The 22,801-nt window shown below is 46.2% G+C and carries 21 protein-coding genes and 1 tRNA gene; 5 read left to right on the top strand and 17 right to left on the bottom strand.

Annotation, left to right across the window (positions count from 1 at the left end; genetic code table 11):
* Positions 1-216 precede the first annotated feature (216 nt).
* Positions 217-1,947 (top strand): arginine--tRNA ligase, encoded by a 1,731-nt coding sequence (gene argS / locus HH682_RS00435; RefSeq protein ID WP_214235178.1) that lies wholly within the window; start codon positions 217-219, stop codon positions 1,945-1,947.
* Between the two features lie 223 nt (positions 1,948-2,170).
* Here the strand turns inward: argS and HH682_RS00430 are convergent, their stop codons facing one another.
* From HH682_RS00430 to otsB, 16 genes are all read right to left on the bottom strand, one after another.
* Positions 2,171-2,581 carry a flagellar protein FlhE gene (locus HH682_RS00430; protein WP_214235176.1) on the bottom strand — a complete coding sequence of 137 codons (411 nt, stop codon included), beginning with the start codon at positions 2,579-2,581 and terminating at the stop codon, positions 2,171-2,173.
* A 1-nt stretch (position 2,582) separates the two neighbouring features.
* On the bottom strand, positions 2,583-4,658 hold the full coding sequence (flhA, locus tag HH682_RS00425) for a flagellar biosynthesis protein FlhA (RefSeq protein ID WP_214235174.1): 2,076 nt from the start codon (positions 4,656-4,658) through the stop codon (positions 2,583-2,585).
* Positions 4,651-5,799, bottom strand: coding sequence for a flagellar biosynthesis protein FlhB (flhB, locus tag HH682_RS00420; protein ID WP_214235172.1), 1,149 nt, complete (start codon positions 5,797-5,799; stop codon positions 4,651-4,653). Before flhB ends, flhA begins: the two co-directional genes overlap by 8 nt.
* Positions 5,800-5,948: 149 nt before the next feature.
* Complete coding sequence (gene cheZ, locus HH682_RS00415; RefSeq protein ID WP_214235170.1) at positions 5,949-6,590, bottom strand: protein phosphatase CheZ; 642 nt, start codon at positions 6,588-6,590, stop codon at positions 5,949-5,951.
* Positions 6,591-6,599: 9 nt separating this feature from the next.
* On the bottom strand, positions 6,600-6,989 hold the full coding sequence (gene cheY / locus HH682_RS00410) for a chemotaxis response regulator CheY (RefSeq protein ID WP_214235169.1): 390 nt from the start codon (positions 6,987-6,989) through the stop codon (positions 6,600-6,602).
* A 47-nt stretch (positions 6,990-7,036) separates the two neighbouring features.
* A complete protein-coding gene (locus HH682_RS00405; RefSeq protein WP_214235167.1) occupies positions 7,037-8,086 on the bottom strand; it encodes a protein-glutamate methylesterase/protein-glutamine glutaminase in 1,050 nt (349 codons plus the stop codon).
* Entirely contained in the window at positions 8,083-8,928 is an 846-nt protein-coding gene (cheR, locus tag HH682_RS00400) for a protein-glutamate O-methyltransferase CheR (RefSeq protein ID WP_420826167.1), read from the bottom strand. The genes HH682_RS00405 and cheR overlap by 4 nt, the downstream gene beginning before the upstream one ends.
* Positions 8,929-9,018: 90 nt before the next feature.
* Positions 9,019-10,686: a methyl-accepting chemotaxis protein gene (locus tag HH682_RS00395; RefSeq protein WP_214235163.1), complete on the bottom strand. Its 1,668-nt coding sequence runs from the start codon at positions 10,684-10,686 to the stop codon at positions 9,019-9,021.
* Positions 10,687-10,764: 78 nt separating this feature from the next.
* Positions 10,765-11,244: a chemotaxis protein CheW gene (cheW, locus tag HH682_RS00390; RefSeq protein WP_214235161.1), complete on the bottom strand. Its 480-nt coding sequence runs from the start codon at positions 11,242-11,244 to the stop codon at positions 10,765-10,767.
* 15 nt (positions 11,245-11,259) lie between these two features.
* Positions 11,260-13,215, bottom strand: coding sequence for a chemotaxis protein CheA (cheA, locus tag HH682_RS00385; protein WP_214235159.1), 1,956 nt, complete (start codon positions 13,213-13,215; stop codon positions 11,260-11,262).
* A gap of 3 nt (positions 13,216-13,218) precedes the next feature.
* Positions 13,219-14,163 (bottom strand): flagellar motor protein MotB, encoded by a 945-nt coding sequence (motB, locus tag HH682_RS00380; RefSeq protein WP_214235157.1) that lies wholly within the window; start codon positions 14,161-14,163, stop codon positions 13,219-13,221.
* Positions 14,160-15,047, bottom strand: coding sequence for a flagellar motor stator protein MotA (gene motA / locus HH682_RS00375; protein WP_214235155.1), 888 nt, complete (start codon positions 15,045-15,047; stop codon positions 14,160-14,162). Before motA ends, motB begins: the two co-directional genes overlap by 4 nt.
* Positions 15,048-15,133: 86 nt before the next feature.
* On the bottom strand, positions 15,134-15,718 hold the full coding sequence (gene flhC / locus HH682_RS00370; RefSeq protein ID WP_214235153.1) for a flagellar transcriptional regulator FlhC: 585 nt from the start codon (positions 15,716-15,718) through the stop codon (positions 15,134-15,136).
* 13 nt (positions 15,719-15,731) lie between these two features.
* Entirely contained in the window at positions 15,732-16,067 is a 336-nt protein-coding gene (gene flhD, locus HH682_RS00365) for a flagellar transcriptional regulator FlhD (RefSeq protein WP_214235151.1), read from the bottom strand.
* 572 nt (positions 16,068-16,639) lie between these two features.
* Entirely contained in the window at positions 16,640-18,019 is a 1,380-nt protein-coding gene (otsA, locus tag HH682_RS00360) for an alpha,alpha-trehalose-phosphate synthase (protein WP_214235149.1), read from the bottom strand.
* 1 nt (position 18,020) lies between these two features.
* Positions 18,021-18,845 (bottom strand): trehalose-phosphatase, encoded by an 825-nt coding sequence (otsB, locus tag HH682_RS00355; protein ID WP_338049283.1) that lies wholly within the window; start codon positions 18,843-18,845, stop codon positions 18,021-18,023.
* A 219-nt stretch (positions 18,846-19,064) separates the two neighbouring features.
* On the opposite strand from otsB, the gene msrA reads away from it, so the two are divergent.
* From msrA to umuC, 4 genes are all read left to right on the top strand, one after another.
* Positions 19,065-19,598 carry a peptide-methionine (S)-S-oxide reductase MsrA gene (gene msrA, locus HH682_RS00350; protein ID WP_214235147.1) on the top strand — a complete coding sequence of 178 codons (534 nt, stop codon included), beginning with the start codon at positions 19,065-19,067 and terminating at the stop codon, positions 19,596-19,598.
* A gap of 138 nt (positions 19,599-19,736) precedes the next feature.
* Positions 19,737-19,824: transfer RNA gene (locus HH682_RS00345), tRNA-Ser, on the top strand.
* 243 nt (positions 19,825-20,067) lie between these two features.
* Entirely contained in the window at positions 20,068-20,490 is a 423-nt protein-coding gene (umuD, locus tag HH682_RS00340; RefSeq protein WP_214235145.1) for a translesion error-prone DNA polymerase V autoproteolytic subunit, read from the top strand.
* A complete protein-coding gene (umuC, locus tag HH682_RS00335; RefSeq protein WP_214235143.1) occupies positions 20,490-21,755 on the top strand; it encodes a translesion error-prone DNA polymerase V subunit UmuC in 1,266 nt (421 codons plus the stop codon). Before umuD ends, umuC begins: the two co-directional genes overlap by 1 nt.
* Here umuC and HH682_RS00330 read toward each other — a convergent pair.
* Complete coding sequence (locus HH682_RS00330; protein WP_214235141.1) at positions 21,728-22,798, bottom strand: NAD(P)H-dependent flavin oxidoreductase; 1,071 nt, start codon at positions 22,796-22,798, stop codon at positions 21,728-21,730. The two genes, umuC and HH682_RS00330, sit on opposite strands and share 28 nt — an antisense overlap.
* Positions 22,799-22,801: the final 3 nt, after the last annotated feature.

Genomic DNA, 22,801 nt, shown 5'->3' with positions numbered 1-22,801 from the left:
TCATCAATAACTATTCAGCCATTTTCGCCCTCTGTTCACAGCCTGTAAAGTCGAAAACTGATTAATTTCAACCACTCTACACGACAAATGAAGATGGTGGCTGACGCCTTATGCTTTTTTACGTATACTGCTCGACCATTAAACTTATTACGTATCGATGTTTCGACATCACGTGTTGTGTGGCCTCTCACACACTCAATTGATAAAGGTATACCGGTGAATATTCAGGCTCTTCTCTGCGACAAAGTTAGTCAGGCTATGTTGGCTGCCGGCGCTCCCGCCGATAGCGAACCCCTAATCCGTCAATCTGCTAAGCCACAATTTGGTGACTACCAAGCCAATGGTATTATGGCGGCGGCAAAACGACTGGGTATGCCTCCCCGACAACTTGCAGAAAAGGTTGTCGAGCAACTTTCGCTAACCGGTATTGCCACGAAAACTGAAATCGCGGGTCCGGGCTTTATCAATATCTTCCTAGAGCCACACTGGCTCGCGACAGAAGTTGAACAAGCGCTAAGCTCTGCGCATCTCAACATTGCTCCCATCACGCCGCAGACCATTGTGGTCGACTACTCTGCACCGAATGTCGCTAAAGAGATGCACGTCGGTCACCTACGCTCGACTATCATCGGCGATGCGACGGTACGTACCCTAGAAAAATTGGGCCATAACGTTATCCGTGCCAATCACCTCGGCGATTGGGGCACCCAGTTTGGCATGTTGATTGCCTACCTTGAACAACAGCAAGCGGATCACTGCGAAGAGATTGCTCTGCAAGATTTCGAAACTTTCTACCGTGCCGCAAAAATCGCTTACGATGAAGATGAAGACTTTGCCGCGCGCGCACGCAGCTATGTGGTCAAATTACAGAGTGGCGATGAGTATTGCTTAAAAATGTGGCGTAAGTTGGTTGATATCACTATGGAACAAAACCAACGTAACTACGACCGCTTAAACGTCAGCTTATCCGCTGAAAATGTGATGGGTGAGAGCCTGTATAACAGCATGTTGCCGGGCATTGTCGCTGACCTAAAGCAGAAAGGGTTAGCGGTTGAAAGCGAAGGGGCAACGGTTGTTTTTCTTGATGAGTTCACCAATAAAGAAGGTGAACCTATGGGCGTAATCATTCAGAAGAAAGACGGTGGTTACCTCTACACCACGACTGACATTGCTTGCGCCAAGTACCGCTATGAGACCTTAAAAGCTGAACGTGTGATCTATTATATTGATTCACGTCAACACCAACATCTGATGCAGGCTTGGACCATTGTTCGTAAAGCGGGCTATGTGCCAGAATCGGTGCCGCTAGAACATCATATGTTTGGCATGATGTTAGGTAAAGATGGTCGCCCATTCAAAACCCGCTCTGGCGGCACTATTCGCTTGGCAGACCTGCTGGATGAGGCGCATGATCGTGCATTAACCTTAGTGAAAGAGAAAAATCCTGAGATGGATGCGCAGACGTTGAACCGTCTCGCGGAGGTGATTGGTATTGGTGCAGTGAAATATGCTGACCTCTCTAAAAACCGTACCACGGATTACGTTTTTGACTGGGACCACATGCTCTCTTTTGAAGGCAATACCGCGCCGTATCTGCAATATGCTTATACCCGTGTACTGTCCATATTCCGTAAGGCGGGCATCGATGAACAATCGCTGCAAGGCCCTCTTGCCATAACTGAGCCACGTGAAGCCGCTTTAGCGACGCGTTTGCTGCAATTTGAAGAGACCTTACAGCAGGTCGCACGTGAAGGGACACCACATGTGCTGTGTGCTTACCTGTATGATGTTGCGGTACTTTTCTCCAGTTTCTATGAGCACTGCCCAGTGTTAACCGCACAGGACGAGAATAGCCGCCAATCGCGTCTGAAGCTTGCTGCACTGGCCGCGAGAACCCTCAAAAGTGGCTTAGACCTACTAGGTATTGAAACGGTCGAACGCATGTAAGAGAGTGGACAGGATTTAGCTCCTGTCGGGCCAACAGCCTTTCTACCACGAAACGGTTGTACTCACTCTAGACCGATAAAAAACCGCAACCAGTAATGAACTGCACCCAAAAAGTTGGATACTCAACGAAGTAAGGTGCAGTTTTTTATCTGCGAATTTCCTCTAAGACGTCAAAAGAAGACCTCTTGATCACAGCGTCGCATGACCCGTCAACTCCCCTCACTCATTTTTCAATATGACTATTTACCGTCAGGGTAACGTTGATGACCGGTATAGGGGGTTGCTGTGCTCCATAGCCTGGTAGCTGAATTTTGATCTGCCACTCGCCTCGACTCGCTACGCCTGCGAAACCCATACTGCGTCCAGCGACAGAATCAAGTCGTTGACAGTATTGGTTGAGGCAGAGAAAAATGTCCGGCGGCTGAGGCCATGCTGCTGCGCTCCTAATCTGCCAGGTTAGCGAACGAATTGTTCCGAGATAACTCTCCGGCAGTTCCCCCAAGCGGAAGCTATACCACTGCCCTTTTCGCATCAAGTATTGTCCCGATTGACTTAGCGAGGCGCTGGCCATGGTGGCCTGGGTCTCACCAAACACTAACCCGAAGAGCAGGTACACGCCTACACATCGAAACACCTTAATCCCCCAGTGTTGCCGTTTGGCGTATCGGTTTATCACTGACCAATTCTACGGTCGACATCACCACTAATTGTCTATAATGGCGGCGTAGATATCGAGCCAATAACAGTCGTAAATCGGTATCGACTAATAATACCGGAGTGACACCGAGCGACTCTTGATGGTCAATCGCTTCTCCCGCTTGGCTCACCAGTTGCTCAGCGAGTCCCGGCTCAAGCCCGCCGCCATTACGCATAACTTGTTGTAACAGACCTTCCAGTGCCGGTGAAAGGCCGATCACTTGAATAATCTCATCTTCTTGGAACCATTGCTGTGTAATCGCGCGCCCAAGGGCGACTCGAACGATACTTGTTAACTCCACGCTATTTTGAGTCGTGCTTGCATGTTCGGTCAGTGTTTCCAAAATAGTGCGCATATCACGAATGGAGACTTGCTCACGCAATAAATTCTGTAGCACTTTATGCACCGTAGTTAAAGATAAGAGATCAGGGATGATGCCATCGGTGAGCGTCGGTAAGGTCTTCGCCACATGTTCGATTAATTGTTGCGCCTCTAAGCGTCCAAATAATTCACTCGCATGATGGCTCAGCAGATGATTAAGGTGCGTAGCGATAACGGTACTCGCTTCTACTACTGTAAAACCGAGCGTTTGGGCCTGTTCTTTTAACGCACCATCAATCCACACTGCTGGTAAACCGAAAGCCGGATCTCGCGTTTTTTCGCCCGGTAAATCTGCTTGAGCACTACCCGGATTAATGGCTAACCAACGCCCTGGCCACACATCCCCTGTACCGATGGTGACCCCCTTCAATAAAATACGATAGTGGGCAGGCGCTAGCGATAAGTTATCTGAAATATAAATACCCGGTGGTAGAAAGCCCATACTGGTGGCAAATTTTTTACGAATCCCCCGTATCCGTCCCGGTAGTTCCCCTTGTTGCGACTCATCCACTAGCGGTATGAGCCGATAGCCAACTTCCATGGCGAGCGCGTCTTCAATCACTACATCTTGCCAGCTAGCCTCAATGGGCTGCGTTTGCTGCGGATCTGTTGGGGTGAGCGTTGCTATTTCTGCGCTGACCTCATTGCCTTTTAGCCACCATGCCAGTCCTAACAATAGCGCGGTAAAACCCAGAAAGGTGCCATTCGGCATTCCCGGAACTAATCCTAATAGACCGAGCACTGCAGCACTCAACACCATGACTTGCGGTCGACTGAATAACTGACTGACCATCTGCTCGCTGACATTACTGTCATTACTGACGCGAGTAACAATCACCCCTGCGGCGGTGGAGATCACCAACGCAGGAATTTGTGCCACTAACCCATCACCGATGGTCAACAATGTATAGGTTTCAGCCGCTTGACTCACCGATAGGTCGTGCTGTACGACGCCAATCAAGAGGCCACCCACAACGTTTATTACCATGATAATAATCCCGGCGATGGCATCTCCCCGTACAAATTTACTGGCTCCGTCCATAGAGCCATAAAAATCGGCCTCCTGAGTGACCTCTTGGCGTCGTTGCGTCGCCTGTTCTTCGCCAATAACCCCCGCGTTAAGGTCTGCATCGATTGCCATTTGTTTACCCGGCATACCATCCAGAACGAAGCGTGCACCGACTTCAGCAATACGCCCAGCACCCTTAGTAATCACCATGAAGTTAATCACGATCAGAATGATGAAGACCACAATACCGATAGCAAAATTACCGCCCACCAAGAAATGGCCAAAGGCTTCAATCACATGCCCGGCCGCCGCACCGCCAGTGTGCCCGTCTAATAAAATAATCCGCGTTGAGGCAATATTCAGTGCCAAACGTAGCAGCGTGGCAAAGAGCAGAATGGTGGGGAAAGCGGCAAACTCTAACGTCCTGCGAGTGAACATCGCTACCAGCAATACCATGATTGATAACGCGATATTAAAGGTAAAAAAGAGATCCAGAAGTATTGCTGGAAGAGGCAGGACCATCATCGCTAAAATCAGTAAGATTAAGATAGGACCTGCTAAGATCTGCCAATCCACCTCATTCCAACGGGTTGGTAAACGTAATCGCGCATACAACTTATTCATCATCATTATTCTCTAAGTCAAAAGTCATCTCAGCGGGCACCGCTAATTGCTGAGGCGTATCAGGTTTGCGTCCCCCGACCTTTCGCCAGCGGCGAACCTGCCATACCCATGCCAACACTTCCGCAACGGCGGTATACAGTGCACCGGGAATAGGTTCCCCCACCTCGGTGTGTCGCCATAGGGCCCGCGCCAAAGGAGGTGCTTCAAGGGTGGGGATACGATGTTCACTGCCGAGTTCTCGGATTTTTGCCGCCACTTGTCCACGCCCTTTCGCTACGACTTGCGGCGCATGCATCTTGCCTTCTTCATAGAGCAGTGCGATGGCAAAGTGGGTTGGGTTAGTTAAGATCACATCTGCGCTAGGCACATTAGCCATCATCCGTTGGCGCGCCGCAGCACGCATTTGTTGACGAATACGGCCTTTGAGGTGTGGGTCACCCTCCTGCTGTTTATGCTCATCACGGATCTCCTGACGCGTCATCCGTAATTTTTTGTGGTAGCTGTAGATCTGCCAAAAAACATCAAACGCCACCATCGGGATCATACCCATTACCACCCACAGCCAGAGCATGACCAAGTCATAAGTCCCTTGCGCTAAAGCTGACGATAACGGTTGATGAATAAGACCGAGGATTTCACGTTGCTTGGCCCACAACACCCCGAGCAAGATCGCAATCACGATGCAAGCTTTTAGAAAGGATTTACCTAACTCAGCGCCTGTCTGGGCACTGTAAAATTTTTTCATTCCCGAGAGCGGGTTAAGCCGGGAAAATTTTACTTGCAAGGCTTTCGGACTGAGGTTGATCCCCCCAATAACCAAATTAGCGATAATCGCCACTCCCCACAGGCTCACGCCAAAAGGAAGAAATAGCCGTAGGCTAAGAGGGATGACATCAAAACTATAGGGTCCCCACTTGTAGGCATTGATATGGCTGAGATCGAACTGCCAGCTATAATGAACGATGTGCACCAAGCCTTGCCAACTGATCGGGAGACAAATCGTTAGCGCGAGTAAACCCGTTAGTAATAACAGCATCGATGTCAATTCCCGCGAACGGGGAATATCGCCCTCTTCACGCGCTTTCTCAATGCGGCGACTACTGGGCTCTTCCGTTTTGTCGTCTTTATCTTCTTCAGACACCGGTGCTTCCTCACTGGATAATTACCCGTAGAGTGCCAGAGCCAGCACAAGGCTATCGAGGAAGTAGAGAAGAGAAGAGGTGCTTATTACGCTTATAATAAGCACCTCTGAAGCGCTAGCAATCAGTGATTCACTGACGGGCTTAGCGTTTAAAACCCGAGGCTATCTAACAAGTCATCAACTTGCGATTGATCCGCGATCACCCCGCTTGCCGTCGTATCGATCTGCGGGCCGTTTAATAGACTATTTTTTTGTGTCGGACTCACCCGTGCGTTGTCAGGAATATTATCGAGTAGCACCATTAACAGCTGCGTTTCGATTTGCTCAACGACATGCATCATTTTTTTAATCACTTGCCCGGTTAAATCTTGGAAGTCCTGCGCCATCATAATTTCGAGTAATAGCTGATGAGTTTTACCTGTTATAACCGGAATGCTCGCAAGGTGCTCACGTGTTGCCATCACCAGCTCCTTAGCCTCCTCAAAACTTTTCGGCTCCTCGAACCACTGATCCCAACGCGTTTGTAACGCCTCAGCTTGCTGTTTTAACTGATCTTGTTCGGGTTGTGCTTGCTCAACACAGGTCAATACACGGTTTGCAGCCTGAGTAGTCATCTCGACGACATAGGTTAATCGCCCTCGCGCATCAGGAATGGCATCCGCAGCATCTGCAATGGCTTGCTCAAGTCCTAACTCGTGCAAGCTATCCCGTAGCATCCTTGTCAGAGATCCTAAGCGAACAATGATATCTGACATATGATCATTGTCATTAGGCGGTAAGGAATGGCTCATAGGAACTCCTTACATTCCGTATTTTTCGAAAATTTTGTTTAGCTTTTCTTCTAATATTGCGGCAGTAAAAGGCTTGACCACATAGCCACTGGCTCCAGCTTGTGCCGCCGCAATAATATTTTCTTTCTTCGCCTCTGCCGTAACCATCAAGATGGGTAAGTGAGCAAATCGCTCCTCTGCCCGTAGGGTTTTCAATAGGGCTAAACCGTCCATATTGGGCATATTCCAGTCTGAGATGACAAAGTCAAACTTACCGGCTTGAAGTTTATTTAAGGCATCTTGCCCATCTTCCGCTTCATCGACATTGGTGAAACCAAGTTCTTTTAATAAATTTCGTACAATGCGACGCATTGTCGTGAAGTCGTCAACAACTAAAAAATTAAGAGACTTATCCGCCATGATTATTTCCTTATTTCCGTTAATGTGTCTCTGTTATCCGAACAACCTTAAATGCGTATGGCTTGCACCGAGGCGAGTCGACTTACCATGTGCTGACTGATGTCATCAAGATGGGTGACTTCACTCGCCGCATTCAAAATTACCGCTTCTCGTGGCATGCCATAGACCACACAACTGGCCTCATTCTGAGCAATTGTCCAACTTCCAGCCTTTTTCATTTCTAACAGACCGACCGCCCCATCATTACCCATACCGGTGAGTAGAACGCCCACAGCATTACGCCCTGCACAGGCGGCAACTGAATTAAACAACACATCGACAGCCGGTCGGTGGCGATTGACCGGCGGGGTATTGAGTAACCGAATTTGATAGTTTGCCCCCGACCGCGCTAACTCCATATGCATATCCCCCGGGGCAATATAGGCATGGCCTGGGAGCACACGTTCGCCCTGTTCAGCCTCTTTAACAGTGATCTGACAAATACGGTTCAAGCGCTCAGCAAATGAGTGTGTAAAACCGGCAGGCATATGCTGTGTAATCAATAGTGCTGGACACGCTGGCGGCAGCGGCTCAAGAATTTGTCGGATCGCCTCTGTCCCCCCGGTCGAAGCACCTATTGCGATAATTTTTTCACTACCGATGAGTGTTTTCAGTGAAATCTGTTTAACACTGGTGCGGCCATTAGGATTGGGGAGACGAGCCTGCGCGGCAGATCTGATTTTTTCACAGATTTTTTCACCGTATTGCATAATGCCATCACGAATACCGATTTGGGGTTTAGTGACAAAATCTACCGCACCCAACTCTAACGCCCGTAACGTGACTTCAGATCCACGCTCAGTTAATGATGAAACCATGACGACTGGCATCGGTCTTAAACGTATCAACTTTTCCAAGAAATCTAGGCCATCCATTTTGGGCATTTCCACATCCAACGTCAGTACCATCGGGTTGTATTGTTTAATCAACTCACGGGCAACTAACGGGTCGGGGGCAGTTGCCACCATAAACATATCTTTTTGACTGTTAACAATTTCCGTCATTAATTGCCGTATTAATGCGGAGTCATCAACACACAACACACTTATCTTGTTCATTTTTTCCTCTCCGCAAGTCGGTAAACGGTCTGTCCCTGCAGTGAAAAGTGGGTACTTAATTGACTTAAATTTTCTGAATGGCCCGCGAACAGTAAACCATCGGGCTGAAGGACATTCACCATCCGGCTTAAAATGCTCTGTTGTGTTTCTTTATCGAAATAAATCATTACATTCCGGCAGAAGATCGCATCGACTTTCTCTTTTAGTTTCCACTCAGGTGATAACAAATTTAGCGGGTAAAAGTTTACGGTCGCAGCCAGTTCAGGTCTTACTCTGACGAGTCCACTATGTTCTCCAGTTCCTTTTAAGAAGTAGCGTTGTAACTGCTCAGGGGTCAACATCGACAAGTTCTCTTGTCGATAGATCCCAAGCTTACCTTTCTCCAACACTTGCGTATCAATATCACTGGCGTAGATTTGAAATCGCCCAGGTCCCAACCCTAACGTGTCGGCTAAGGTGATCGCTAGCGACCAAGGCTCCTCCCCGGTAGATGCCGCACAGCACCACAGAGTAAAGCAGCCTTTATGATGCTGAGCGTGTTTTGCTAAAATAGGAAAATGGTGTGCCTCACGAAAAAAAGCGGTCAGATTAGTGGTCAAGGAATTAGTAAATTCTTGCCACTCACTGCTCTGCGTGTTTTTCTCTAAAAACTGAATATACTGACTGAAATTAGCCAGATTAAGTGCTCTTATCCGCTTTAACAGGCGGTTATAGACCATCTCCTGTTTATGTGCGGCCAGCACAATGCCTGCCCGCTGGTAGATTAACGCCGATATTTTCTGGAAATCTTGTGCCGATAATTCATAACGTCCACTTTGCGCCACAGGGGAAGCAGACGTTATATTGGGGGGTTGTTTATGCATGATCCCGTCGCTTTATGGACTCAAAGGGATAAGACCTTTTTACAGGTCTTATCCCAGTGAGTTTATAGATTAAAATGTTTCCCAATCATTATTATTTGTCATTTGGCTAGCACTGACTGAGGCTGTTGCTGGCGAGGAGTGTTTGAGCGTAGCCTGGCTAACCGGTAGGGACGACGAAGCGTGACCGACACGGAATACCGCTACAGCTTGTTTGAGTAATCCAGCTTGCTCTTCTAAGGTTGCTGCAGCCGTCGCAGACTCTTCAACTAATGTGGCATTTTGTTGCGTCACTTGGTCCATTTCAGTCACCGCAGTACTCACCAGATCGATACCGCGACTTTGCTCTTCAGATGCTGAAGCGATCTCTCCCATGATATCGGTGACACGAGTGACTGCATTGACTATTTCGCCCATCGTAACCCCCGCGTTTTCCACCAACTGGGAACCTGAATCGATACGATTTACTGAATCCTCGATCAAGGTTTTGATCTCTTTTGCTGCTTGCGCACTACGTTGTGCTAAGTTGCGAACCTCTCCTGCTACCACAGCAAACCCACGCCCTTGCTCCCCAGCACGGGCAGCTTCGACTGCAGCATTCAGCGCGAGAATATTGGTTTGAAAAGCAATCCCATCAATAACGCTGGTAATATCCGAAATTTTCTTGGAACTATCGGCAATATCTTTCATTGTCGTGACGACCTTATCGACAACGTTCCCACCATGACGCGCAGTCTCTGAAGCATTAAGGGCTAATTGCGAGGCTTGACGAGCATTCTCCGCATTCTGTTTCACCGTCGCGGTCAGTTGCTCCATACTGGAGGCGGTTTCTTCTAAAGAAGCTGCTTGCTGCTCGGTTCGTGCAGACAGATCATTACTGCCATTAGCAATTTCACTCGCCCCACTAAAGATTGACTCTGAGCTATCCCTCACCAAACCTACCGTATGTTTTAACTCATCCTGCATATACTTCATGGTCGTGAGCAGATCCCCCATCTCATTTTTACTCACGATTTCTATCGATTGTGTCAGGTCGCCCCGTGCAACATTTTGAATATGATGAATACACGCATGTAATGGTTTAAGTAATATCCGATGAATACCTACCCAGGCTAAGAAAATAACGAACAAGGTTATCGCAATAAAAACACCGGTTAAGATCAATGCACGCTCATATTGCTGACGACTATGGTCGATACCAATTTCAACCTCTTTCTCGTTTTTGCTATACCATTGATTCATTTTTTTATCGAAATCCTTTTGCTTATCCATGACTGGGGTCGTCATAAATTCTTTTACTTTCCCTTCACGAAGTAAAACTAATAAATTATCTAGCCCATTTCGATAATCAATAAATGCACGACTCATCGCATCAAGTTTTGCATTTTCCCTTTCTTTCTCTACAAAAGTATTCCAGAAGACTTTATATTCATCATCTGCTTGTTGAATATTTTCCTCCGCTCTACTTAAAAACTTTTTAATCTTCTCATCAAACCCTTCCTCTTTGGCATTTTGCAAAGAGTAGATCATGCCAAAATTTATATTTGACCTTGCCTCTAATAAAAACGAAGTGGCATCAGAAATGCTTTGCTGTTGGACCCTTAGTTTTTGGTTTTGAGTGAATATAGTTTGGTTACCTTTCGACATTTCTAAAAAGATTGCACTACTCACAATCTGTAGCACTCCCATAATAGAAAGAATTAGTAATAAACTGCTGACAACTTTAAGCTTGCGTAACATAGGGTCCCCTATTGTCCTTTTATATAATTACCTTATCGGTAATCGCGTCCTTTTCTTTATAGTGGTGACGAACAATGTTTAACCTGCGTGCAGTCGATCGACTAAGGCCATCTCTTCACTATTTAATAATTTCTGGATATCGACAAGAATCAACATTCTGTCACCATGCGCCCCGAGTCCGGTGAGATACTCAGTAGAAAGCGTTACGCTAAATTCCGGTGCTGCACGAATATCTTCAGATGTCAGGGCGAGAACATCGGATACGCCATCGACCACAATACCGACGATACGCTCAGCTAAATTCAGTACAATGACCACGGTATTATCGTTATAAGAGATATTTTCCTGTACAAATTTAACCCTTAGGTCAATAATTGGGACTATTACACCACGTAAATTGGTAACCCCTTTAATAAATTTCGGTGTATTAGCTATCCGTGTAACCTGGTCATAACCTCTAATTTCTTGAACTTTTAATATATCGATACCGTACTCTTCTTTACCCAAGGTAAAAATAAGATACTCTTGGCTCTGGCTCTCTTCATTTTTACTTTCCATAGCTATTCCTAAACATTAACTTTCGATCTGTAATGAAATCTTTTCGCGATTAACCGCTTGCAATACTGAAACGTCAACAATAAAAGCAACACTGCCATCACCCATAATGGTCGCTGCAGAAATACCCTGTACACGGCGATAATTACTTTCTAAGTTTTTCACTACAACTTGATGCTGACCCAATAAATAATCGACTAATAATGCAAAGCGTTTACCTGCATTTTGTAAAATAATGACAATGCCTTCGGTAGGATCTTCGCGGGCAGCCCTAATATCGAATATTTTCGCTAATGAAATAAGGGGGAGGTATTCACCTCGTACTTCCAGCACGCACTCACCACCCGCTAAATACTTTAATTCAACCTTACGGGGTTGTAATGATTCCATTACGGCATTCACCGGAACGATAAATACTTCATTACCACTTTTTACCGACATACCATCTAATATCGCCAATGTCAGTGGGAGTAAAATACGAATAGTCGTCCCTTTCCCTAGTTGCGTAGCAATCTCAACATGCCCACCCATTTCTTGGATATTTCGCTTTACCACATCCATCCCGACCCCACGACCGGAGACATCGGTGACTTGCTCTGCGGTCGAAAATCCTGGAGCAAAAATAAGTTGTGCGATTTCCTCAGGACTCATCGACTCTTGTACCGGAATGCCTGAACTTAAGGCTTTTTGGTAAATTCTGTCTAGATTCAACCCTGCACCATCATCGGTCACTTCAATACAGATACTGCCACCACGATGTTCTGCCGAGAGAATTAAGTTACCTTCCGCCGATTTTCCGGCGGCACGACGCGTGTCTGCAGATTCCACACCGTGATCCAGACTATTACGCACCAGGTGGGTCAGTGGATCGATAATTCGCTCAATTAAACTCTTATCTAATTCCGTCGATCCCCCTTGTAACGTTAGCTCCACTTTTTTCCCGAGCTTTGTCGCCAAGTCTCGAACAAGACGTGGAAAGCGACTAAAGACATATTCCATCGGCATCATACGTATCGACATGACCGACTCTTGTAAATCACGCGCATTACGCTCAAGTTGGTTAACCGTATTAAATAATGCCCCGTGAAGCGTCGGTTCTAATTCTGAGACATGCTGTAATAGCATTGATTGGGTAATGACTAACTCCCCCACCAAGTTAATCAGCTGATCAACTTTCTCCACCGCTACCCTAATACTGCCACTGTCCGGTGCTTTAGTCGCCGTGGCGATAGGTTTACTGCTTACCGGCGGAGGCGCAGTCGCCACCGCTTTGGTACTCGACTCACTGCTTGGCAACGATTGAGGGGGTTCTATCTTGGGAAAACTAATTTGATCTTCATTAATGATAAAACAGAGCACGGCGATTAAGTCATCTCGACTGACGCCCTTCACCATCATATCGACGCTCTTCGCATCCTGTTCGAGCAGCGTCACACTTCCAAGATGTTTAATCTCTTGCAGTAATAGCGTAATTTCTGTGCTTTTCAGCCGCGACAGCTTTATGCGTACCGTCTGCTCGGCGAGTGAGGGCTGTACTGTATCAGCCGCCTCACCCAACGGCGCTGCGGTGTTATTATCTATTTTAGCCGGTTCACTTAGCGCAATCTTGCGTAGCATTTCGCAAATATATTGAAACGTTTCCTCATTCGGTTGTGCTGAGTTTTTATAGGCATTAAGTTGGTCTTGCATGATATCTTTGGTTTCCAGAAAGAGATCAATAAGCTGACTGGTTAATGACAATTCGCCTCGTCGCGCATTATCAAGAATGTTTTCCAAAATATGTGTGGTTTCTTGCAGAATGTTGAAACCAAAGGTTCCAGCACCCCCCTTAATGGAGTGAGCTGCTCGAAATATTGCATTAAGCTGTTCTGAATCAGGATTTGAAGGATCAAGTGCCAGCAGGTGCTGCTCCATATCGGCCAATAATTCATCTGCTTCATCAAAAAATGTTTGAGAAAAATCAGAGATATCCATTCTTTACTCTTTCCTCTCCGTCGGTTTTTTATCTTTTTCATCCTGATCCGTACTTTGCGGCGCAACCGCACGTTGAAGCTCACCCGCGTCGGTGATCACCAGGGCTTGATCTTCATGGTTCTCCTTTTCAATCTCGTCTTCTGCATCATGGGTTAAGATTAACAAACTAATACGGCGATTTTCAGGGGCATCGGAGGGGACATCTTTCATATTCATTGTGTCTGACATACCAGTAATTCGGAGTACTTTTCCTTCGACTAGCCCGGCTTTTACCAGCTCACGCCGTGATGAATTAGCCCGCTGTGTCGATAATTCCCAATTACTAAAACCATGTTCCCCTGTCACATAAGGCGAGTTATCGGTGTGACCGGCAATACTCATTTTATTGGGGACATCGTTTAGAATAGGGGTTAATGCATGCAGAATTTCCGCCATATAGGGCTCAATAACTGCACTGCCCTTAAGAAACATCGGCCGTTGCTGACTGTCCACTATTTGTATCCGTAATCCCTGATTAATCATGGTGAGAAACAAATGGGGGCGTAGGGATTTCAATCGAGGGTCAGTGATCAGCAATTGTTCAATTTTATTTTTAATACCTTGTAATGCTTTACGGTCACGATCTTTATTCTTATGACTCATTGACGGATTTGGTAAGCTTTCGATAGATTCCGTTTTACGACCCGCCTTGCCGCCAGGAATAATATTTGTCGTATCACTTTGGTATTTTCCTGGTGATAGGGCTACCCGTAAGGGCATACGAAAATAGTCGGCTAAAGATTCTAACTTTTGTGGGTCGGCAATGGAGATCAACCACATCACCATAAAAAAAGCCATCATTGCGGTCATAAAGTCAGCATACGCAATCTTCCATGCTCCGTGACTATCATGCCGTGCATGCTTTTTCTTCTTTTTGATCACTATAATTGGAGGCCTAGAGTCCTTCATTCTTCGCCGCCCTCCGAGCTACGCGTGCCTGGTTTATTATTGCGTACGAATTCTTCCAGCTCAGTGAAGGCTGGCCGTTCTGTGGTATAAAGGACTTTGCGGCCAAATTCCACCGCCACTTGCGGGGCATAACCATGCATATTGGCTAATAATGTCACTTTAATACACTGCAACATTTTGATTTTTTCCGCCGATTTTTGACGTAATACCGTGGCGAGGGGGGAGACAAAACCGTAAGAAAGTAGTATCCCTAGAAACGTTCCGACCATCGCGTGGGCGATCAGTTCGCCAAGCTCAGCAGGGGGTCTATCCGCTGAAGCCAGTGCATGAACCACCCCCATTACCGCGGCAACAATACCAAAAGCGGGTAAAGCATCGCCCACTGCCGAGATACTTTGTGCCGGAACATCGCTTTCATGTTCACAGGTCTCAATCTCCTCGTCCATCAGCGATTCGATTTCTAAGGCACTCATATTTCCGCTTATCATCAGCCGCAAGTAATCGGCCAGAAAATGAAGCAGTAATGGATCGGCCGTCAGCTTGGGATATTGGTTAAAGAGCTCACTCGCACTAGGATCTTCAATATCTTTTTCTATTGATAATAGCCCCTGCTGCCTCGATTTAGACATAATATTGAATAACAAACTCATCAGTGAAAGATAATGCTGTTTAGTATAGTTAGAGCCTCGAAATAAGATGGGTATTGATGTAAGTGTCTTTTTTAAGGCTTTACTATTGTTGCCAACAAATAAAGCCCCTACGCCTGCACCGCCAATTATGACTAATTCTGAGGGTTGATATAACGCTCCCATGTGGCCACCTACCATCGCGTAGCCACCGAGGATCGATGCAGTCACTATAATATAGCCGATAATTATAAACACAGTCACTCCCTAACAAGGTACATCTCTGGTATTTTTAAATAAAGGAGTTACTGATAGATATATTGTTGAAATGTTAATTTAATTATTCATAACATTCCATAACGTAACCCTTTATTCTCTTCATACCCTTTATCGGCCTCTGAATAACAAAGTTTACGTTTTTTTATTGCCCTTGAAGGCGGTTGGCATAGACTGCACACAAAGCTCCCTTTAGGCTGGTGAGCGTGATTGATAAACTGCCCCTGACACAGTCGGCAGGCTGATAGTTCGATCATTCCACTCTCAGCAAAACGAATTAATGTCCAAGCGCGTGTTAAACCGAGTAGCGGTTCATTACCCTCCACCTCGACAGGACATTGCTCTAAATACAAGCGATAAGCCAGAATGAGACAATCGACATCTGTTTTATCAGTCGTTTTTCTTAAAAATAGCCACGCATGGTAAAAAACTGTCGCATGAATGTTATGTTCCCAAGTCATAAACCAGTCTGTTGAGAAAGGCAGCATCCCTTTTGGAGGAGGAGATCCCTTAATCTCCTTATACAACCGTATCAAACGCCCTCTACTTAACACGGTTTCATTTTCAAGCAGCTGTAATCTTGCCCCCAGCCTGATAAGGTCCATCGCTACACGAATATCGTGTCCCTCTCTTAATACGCTTTTCTCTTTCATGATTTTCCCACTATTATCTTAGTCGTTTACTGCTGGCCCGAGCTTGTAATAAATTACTGGCTAGCATGATACCGGTATGGATTTGCTGCAGATCATCGACCCGTGAATCTTGCGTTAATTTTTCAATAACATCTGTTTTTTCAAATCGTAACTTGCATATAAGTTGATTAGTTTCTGCGAGCTTGACTAATTCATGTAGACTTAACTCCATTATTTTTTCAGCCAAACTCTCTTCCATACCTAGTCGATAAAATGCTGCATATTTATCTTCTTTTAGCATCCTTTGGGCTAACAGAAGATATGATAAATTAATTCCATAGATTTGTTTTACAATATCTGAATTGTCCACGAAAACCTCAGTTAATTATTTGGTTATAAATGAATCATCGGGCAGTAGTATAAAGAGCTTTTTTATTATTCTTCATAACATTATTAGAAGTTACATTGTTATTAATAATTTCACAATACACATTATTAAACATTAAGTTTCATATTGATTTAGATCATATAGGCAAAGAGTGGTATTAAAGTTTTTGAAAAGCTTTTGCATTGTAAATCAGAAAGAAAATAAATAATAAGTAAAAAATAACTGATCATTTATAGAATGGTAACATTAACGTAGCTTTAATATATATAGACCCAGAAATCATAGGGTTGATTTAAAATACAGCACGGATTGAATATAAAAAAAACTAATCACATGAACTCAATAAGTTTTATATTTATACTTTATTCATTGCCTGGGATATCATTCGGATTGGCTGCTTAAAAAAATAGCAGGGGCGACGATCACTATAAAAACTATAAAGTAAAAATTATAATAGCTGTTATTTTATATAAAAATCATTAAGATTTTTTCATGTTGTAAGATTTTTTTCCCCACCACCGAAGTGATAGGGAAGAAACTGAATGTCTTATTTTTTATTTCGATATTTCATAGAGATCATCTAGAAACGTCTCACGCCAACGAGTGATAGTCTGATAACTGAGTACATTCATCATGACAGCGTGCCGCCGTACTCGTTCTTCTTGCGTCATTGTCGTCGCTTTATAGATTGCATTCGCAACTTCATCGCGATCATAGGGGTTCACTAATAACGCGTCCGTTAGCTCACAGGCTGCTCCAGCAAATTTGGACAAAATGAGTACGCCAGGATTCACAGGGTCTTGCGCAGCAAGGTATTCTTTTGCGACTAGGTTCATCCCGTCGCGTAAAGGGGTAATCAGTGCAATGTCGGTAAGGCGAAAGATCTTCATTAATAAACGACGATCAAAGTGCTGATTTAAGTAATAGAGTGGCGTCCAGCTCATAGTGCCGTATTTACCGTTAATCCTCCCCGCTTCGGTTTCAAGCTGGTGACGTATGGCTTGATATGCTTGGACTTCTCCCCGCGAGGTCGGCGCGATTTGTGTATAACGAACGTTACCGCGTTGCTCTGGGTGCTTTTCTAAAAAGCTTTCGTAAGCAAGAAAGCGTTCAGGAATCCCTTTTGAGTAATCAAGCCGCTCACAGGCGATAATATTTTTAGCATCCCCCAGCCCTTGTCGAATCGCTTGCATCTTCGGCGGTAAAGGGCCTTCTGCCAATTTACGGATACTGTCTGGGTCAATACCAATCGGATAGTCATGTACATGAAAGGTATTACCGTAGGCTTGGTATACGCCTTGTTCTACGGTAACTAACTCGGTTTCATGAGCAATGGCCGATACAAAGGCTTTCGCATCACGCTCTGTTTGGAAGCCTAATAAGCTGTAGGCTGTCATCAAACGTAATATTTCTTGATAGTCAGGTAGCGCCATCAAGACTTCTGGCGCAGGGAAAGGAATATGCAGGAAAAATCCTATCGGCTGTTGGCTATCATGCTCACGCAGTGCTGCAGCGAAAGGAAGTAAGTGATAGTCATGTACCCAAACGACATCATCTTGTTTAAGTAATGGAAAGAGTTTCGCTGCTAACAGTTGGTTGACATGTAAGTACCCTTCCCACGCCTCACGCTGATACTCAACGAGATCGAGACGATAATGGAAGGCGGGCCAAATAACGGTATTAGAGAATTGGCTGTAATACAAATCGTAATCATTTTGGGTAAGTGAACAGGCCGCATAGGTAATATTTTTATCTTGCTCGATCTGCAGAGGCTCCTCTTCTCCTGTGATCTTGCTTATCTCCCCATTCCATCCGAACCATAGCCCCCCTTGCTCTTGTAGCGCATCGAGCAATCCAACGGCTAGACCGCCGGCCCCATTTTTACTGTGGTCAGGGAGTGCTATACGGTTGGAGACAACAACTAATCTTCCCATGCTATACACTCCTCATTGTATCTAGGTTAATGTTATTATTCGCGAGTTGATCCAGCCATTGATAAAGCTGTGTAACGTTATCTATCCGATGCGTTGCTTCACTCTCACCGCAGCCAATTTTAATGGAAATCCCTTGTTGTCGGTTCACATACTGAAAGCCAGCCTCATCAGTCATATCATCGCCAATAAAGACCGGAATGCGGCCAATAAAGGGGGAGGTTTGCATCAGGTAACTTATCGCTTTACCCTTATCGCAGGCTCGCGGTTTGATTTCCCACACACATTTACCAGCTTGAACTTTAAAATCTGGATAGCGCTTCACGATAGTGTTCGCCAGTTCATGCAGAGCCTGTTGCGCGGTTGGAGCTTGTCGATAGTGCAGTGCAAAAGCGATACTTTTCTTTTCCAGCCGTACACCCGGCATAGGTTCTATATCGCGAGATAACTGCTGGTCAATCTCACAAAGCTGCTGCGGGTCGACCCTTGTTGCGATCAGTTCACCGTTGAGTGTTCGGATCTCGGCACCATGAATGCCTGCCGCGGCGCCTCGCAGTGGATAAGTGAGCTCATCAATTTGACTCAACGGGCGCCCGGATACAAAGGCAAGCGCCCCACTCAGGTTTTGCGTTAATAATGTAAGATGAGTAATCACTGGAGCCGGTATAGATACAGCTTCTGGGGTCGCTTGAAGGGTGGCTAGCGTACCATCGATGTCGAAAAAAAATGCGTAGTCATTTTGTCGGCATATCTGCCGCAGTTCGTTCATAAATACTCGCTTTCTTTGGTTACGCATAGCGGTAGAGAGCACGCTTGAGCCGATACTCACTTACCCCTCTTACGGTTATAAAAATGTAATAATTAGGAATATTATCTGATTCATTAATGTTACCAAGTATAGACTCAATCTCGACGATTGCGCGGCGAATCAGAAAGTTACCTAATTTATGCATCACGACTAGCCTTACTGCACAATCTGCTCATAGTCACCGCCAACACATTCCGCTACTCTAGAGCAGTGAAAACTGAAGTTAACAATGAGGTCAATATGGCAACTGAATATGCAATAATTGCAGGCGGCTGTTTTTGGTGTACGGAAGCCGTCTTTCAAAGTTTGAAAGGTGTGCTATCTGTCGAAAGTGGTTATACCGGTGGCACGTCTGCGCAGCCAACTTATGAACAAGTCTGTAGTGGGTCAACTGGCCATGCTGAGGCAATTCGTATCGGTTTTGATCCGGAACTTATCAGCTATGCCGATCTCCTGGCAGTCAGTTTTGCTACGCACGATCCCACCCAGCTTAATCGCCAAGGTAACGATATCGGTACGCAATATCGTTCCGCCATTTTTCCGCTCAATGCTGCACAACAGCAAACAGCTGAACAAGCGATTAATATTGCCCAGCACGATTACCAGCAGCCCATTATGACAACTATCGAAACCTTTACAGAATGGTACCCAGCCGAGGATTACCACCAAGATTATTGGGATCGTGTGGGTGAAAATAATGGTTTCTGTATGGCGGTCATTCCCCCTAAACTGCAAAAGTTACGTAAGAAATTTGCTGATCGGGTTAAGGATTGAACTGAAAAAGTGCGACATTCCGCCGAGTCGCTCAGCTCTTGAGCGGATGAGTAAAAAGCCTGAAATAGTACTTGACCGTTGCGGGGCGACTCCCTATAGTACCGCCCCGTTAGCGCTGCAAAGCATGACAAACAATTTGGTGAGGTGTCCGAGTGGCTGAAGGAGCACGCCTGGAAAGTGTGTATACGGCAACGTATCGAGGGTTCGAATCCCTCCCTCACCGCCATTTTCTGTAGAGGATTGAGTTTTTTACCGCTTATTCTTCTCTTCATTAGCCGGTCCACGCTAATGATAAAACCCAGTGCATAGCACTGGGTTTTTTTTTACCTATAATGCTACCTTTCACTCTAAAAGAAACTAAATCTATCGATCAATCATATCGTTAGTTAAAAGTAGTGCTTTGCTGCTTGCACCTTTCAGTAAAATACAGATACTGTATATATTTACAGTATTAATCTGAGAGATTACGATGCTATGTTATCAACCTGCACGCATTCGTGCGCTCCTTGAGCTTCCTTTGTTTATTAGCCGCATTCCTTGTGGCTTTCCTTCCCCGGCTCTGGACTACGTTGAGCAGCGTATCGATCTTAACCAACTATTGATTCGCCACCCTAGCGCCACCTATTTTGTTAAAGTGAGCGGTGACTCTATGATTGACGGCGGAATCTCTGAAGGTGATATGTTGGTGGTCGATAGTGCATTAACCGCCAAACAGGGGGATATTATCGTCGCTTCCTTAGCGGGAGAGTTTACGGTGAAGCAACTGATGCTACGCCCCACTCTGCATCTTCTGCCGTTAAATACTGCGTACGCCGCAATACCTATAGATGATGCCGACCAATTTGAAATTTTTGGCGTCGTTAAGCATGTTATTAAGACGCTGAACCCCTAATGTTTGCGCTAGTCGATGTGAATTCGTTCTATGCCTCATGCGAAACCATCTTTCGTCCTGATCTTCGTGGTAAGCCAGTTGTCGTCCTAAGCAATAATGATGGCTGTGTTATCGCTCGCTCTGCGGAAGCAAAAGCGCTGAATATCCGTATGGGAGAGCCGTATTTCAAGCTGAACCAGCAAGCCTTTTCACAGAAAATAGCGGTATTTAGCTCTAACTATGCGTTGTATGCCGACATGAGCCATCGCGTCATGACTCTTTTAGAAGAGATGGCCCCTCATGTCGAAATCTATTCGATCGATGAGGCCTTCCTCAATCTTACCGGTATGGAGGGATGTTGTTCGTTGGAGCAATTTGGACAACAGGTGCGACAGCGGATCAAAAATGAGGCGCATCTGATGGTGGGGGTCGGGATAGCACCGACCAAGACTCTCGCGAAATTGGCCAACTATGCCGCGAAAAAATGGGCGAAAACCGCTGGTGTCGTCGATCTCTCCTCGCCACTGCGGCAAAAAAAATTACTCCCTCTGGTACCAGTAGAGGATGTGTGGGGGATTGGGCGTCGACTCAGTAAAAAAATGCAACAGCTAGGCGTTTATACCGCCGCGGATCTCGCCAAACAAGATACTCATTTTATCCGTAAATCTTTTTCCGTCATTGTTGAACGGACAGTACGTGAATTACGTGGCGAGCCGTGTTTGGCCTTAGAAGAGTTTGCGCCAGTAAAACAACAAATACTCTGTTCCCGCTCATTTTCCCAGCGCATCACCGACTATAGTCAAATGCGTGAAGCGATCTGTAATTATGCGGCTCGTGCAGCCGAAAAATTACGAGGAGAAAAACAGTATTGCCGTCAAGTTGGGGTCTTTATCCGTACGAGTCCGCATGCTATCGGAGAAGCTTTTTATGCCAATCAACTCACCGGCCAGCTCCTTACCCCTTCCCAAGATACTCGCGATATTGTCCGACTCGCGCTCTATTTACTTGATCAGATGTGGCGCGACGGGCCCCCCCGCTATATGAAAGCGGGGATTGTCTTAGGCGACTTTTTTCAGCAAGGGGTGGCGCAGCTTAATCTCTTTGACCCGCTAGCGCCGCATGCCAACAGTGATGCGCTGATGCATGTTGTAGATGGTATCAACCAAAGTGGTAAGGGCTCTATTTGGTTTGCGAGTCAAGGTATTCAAAAACCCTGGGCCATGAAACGTGAAAAATTATCCCCCGCCTACACCACCCGCTACAGCGATCTTCCTTGGGTAAAATAAGGATCCTCCTGAAGTTCGGCGATCAGGGTCTCCATTAGCGGAATAGCATCCAGAGGCCGTAACGCCGTAACCCCACATCCGGCCCAACAGATAGTGTAATCTGTCACCCCTTGGGAACAGGCAAGCTTATCCAGTTGCTTGGCGAGTGCGTAACTGTAGGGGTAGCCCGCATGAGGCGGCCGTATCGGACTGTCGATCTCCTGCTGCCAACGTCCAACCACACCGCGAGCGGGACGCCCAGAAATCACATCCGTGATTTGTGTCCCATTCGCTGTGGATAACCGTTGTTTTAGCTGATCGCTGGCGGCAGACTCTTTGCAAGGAATAAATGCGGTCCCTAATTGTGCAGCACTTGCGCCTTGTTTTAACAGCCCATTAATCTGGCTCCCCGTCATAATCCCCCCGGCACTAATAATAGGCAGCGTGATCCGCGGGACTAATTGCTGCAATAATTCGGTGGTACTCAACCCTGAATCGCAAAGTGGATCGAACATGGCTCGATGCCCACCCGCTTCAATCCCTTGTGCAATCACGGCAGAACAGCCCTGTTCCTGTGCGTAGAGCGCTTCGCTAAGTCGAGTAACACTGACCCAGTAAGGGATATTAGCGCGCTGTAATGCTTGCAAGCAGGGTTTAGGCGGTAAACCAAAATGAAAACTGACTACGGCAGGCCGTGTGGCAAGGATTACCTCCAGTAAAGCAGGCGTGTCATTAAACGAGCCATAAGCCGCGAGAAGCTCATTGGGAACATCCTGATTAAATTGCGCAAAATACGAAGCGAGATAATCGCGCCACGCACGACTTTTAACGGGATCCATCGGAGTTGAGCGGTGACAGAAGAAATTCACCTGAAAGGGTTGGCTTGTCTGGTGTTGCGTCGCCCTGATCGCGGCCTCAGCCTGGTAAGCATCACAAGCCCCGAGCCCTAAGGCACCTAGCCCTCCCGCCTCAGAGACTTGGCTTGCCAATACAGGTGTGGTGACGCCAGCCATCGGTGCTAGAAAAATGGGATAGCGAATCCCCAGTTGTGTCAGCAACTGCATACT

It is taken from the genome of Rosenbergiella gaditana (assembly GCF_018494065.1).
GTDB lineage: Bacteria > Pseudomonadota > Gammaproteobacteria > Enterobacterales > Enterobacteriaceae > Rosenbergiella > Rosenbergiella gaditana.
This window is presented reverse-complemented; position numbering and strand designations above follow the sequence as displayed.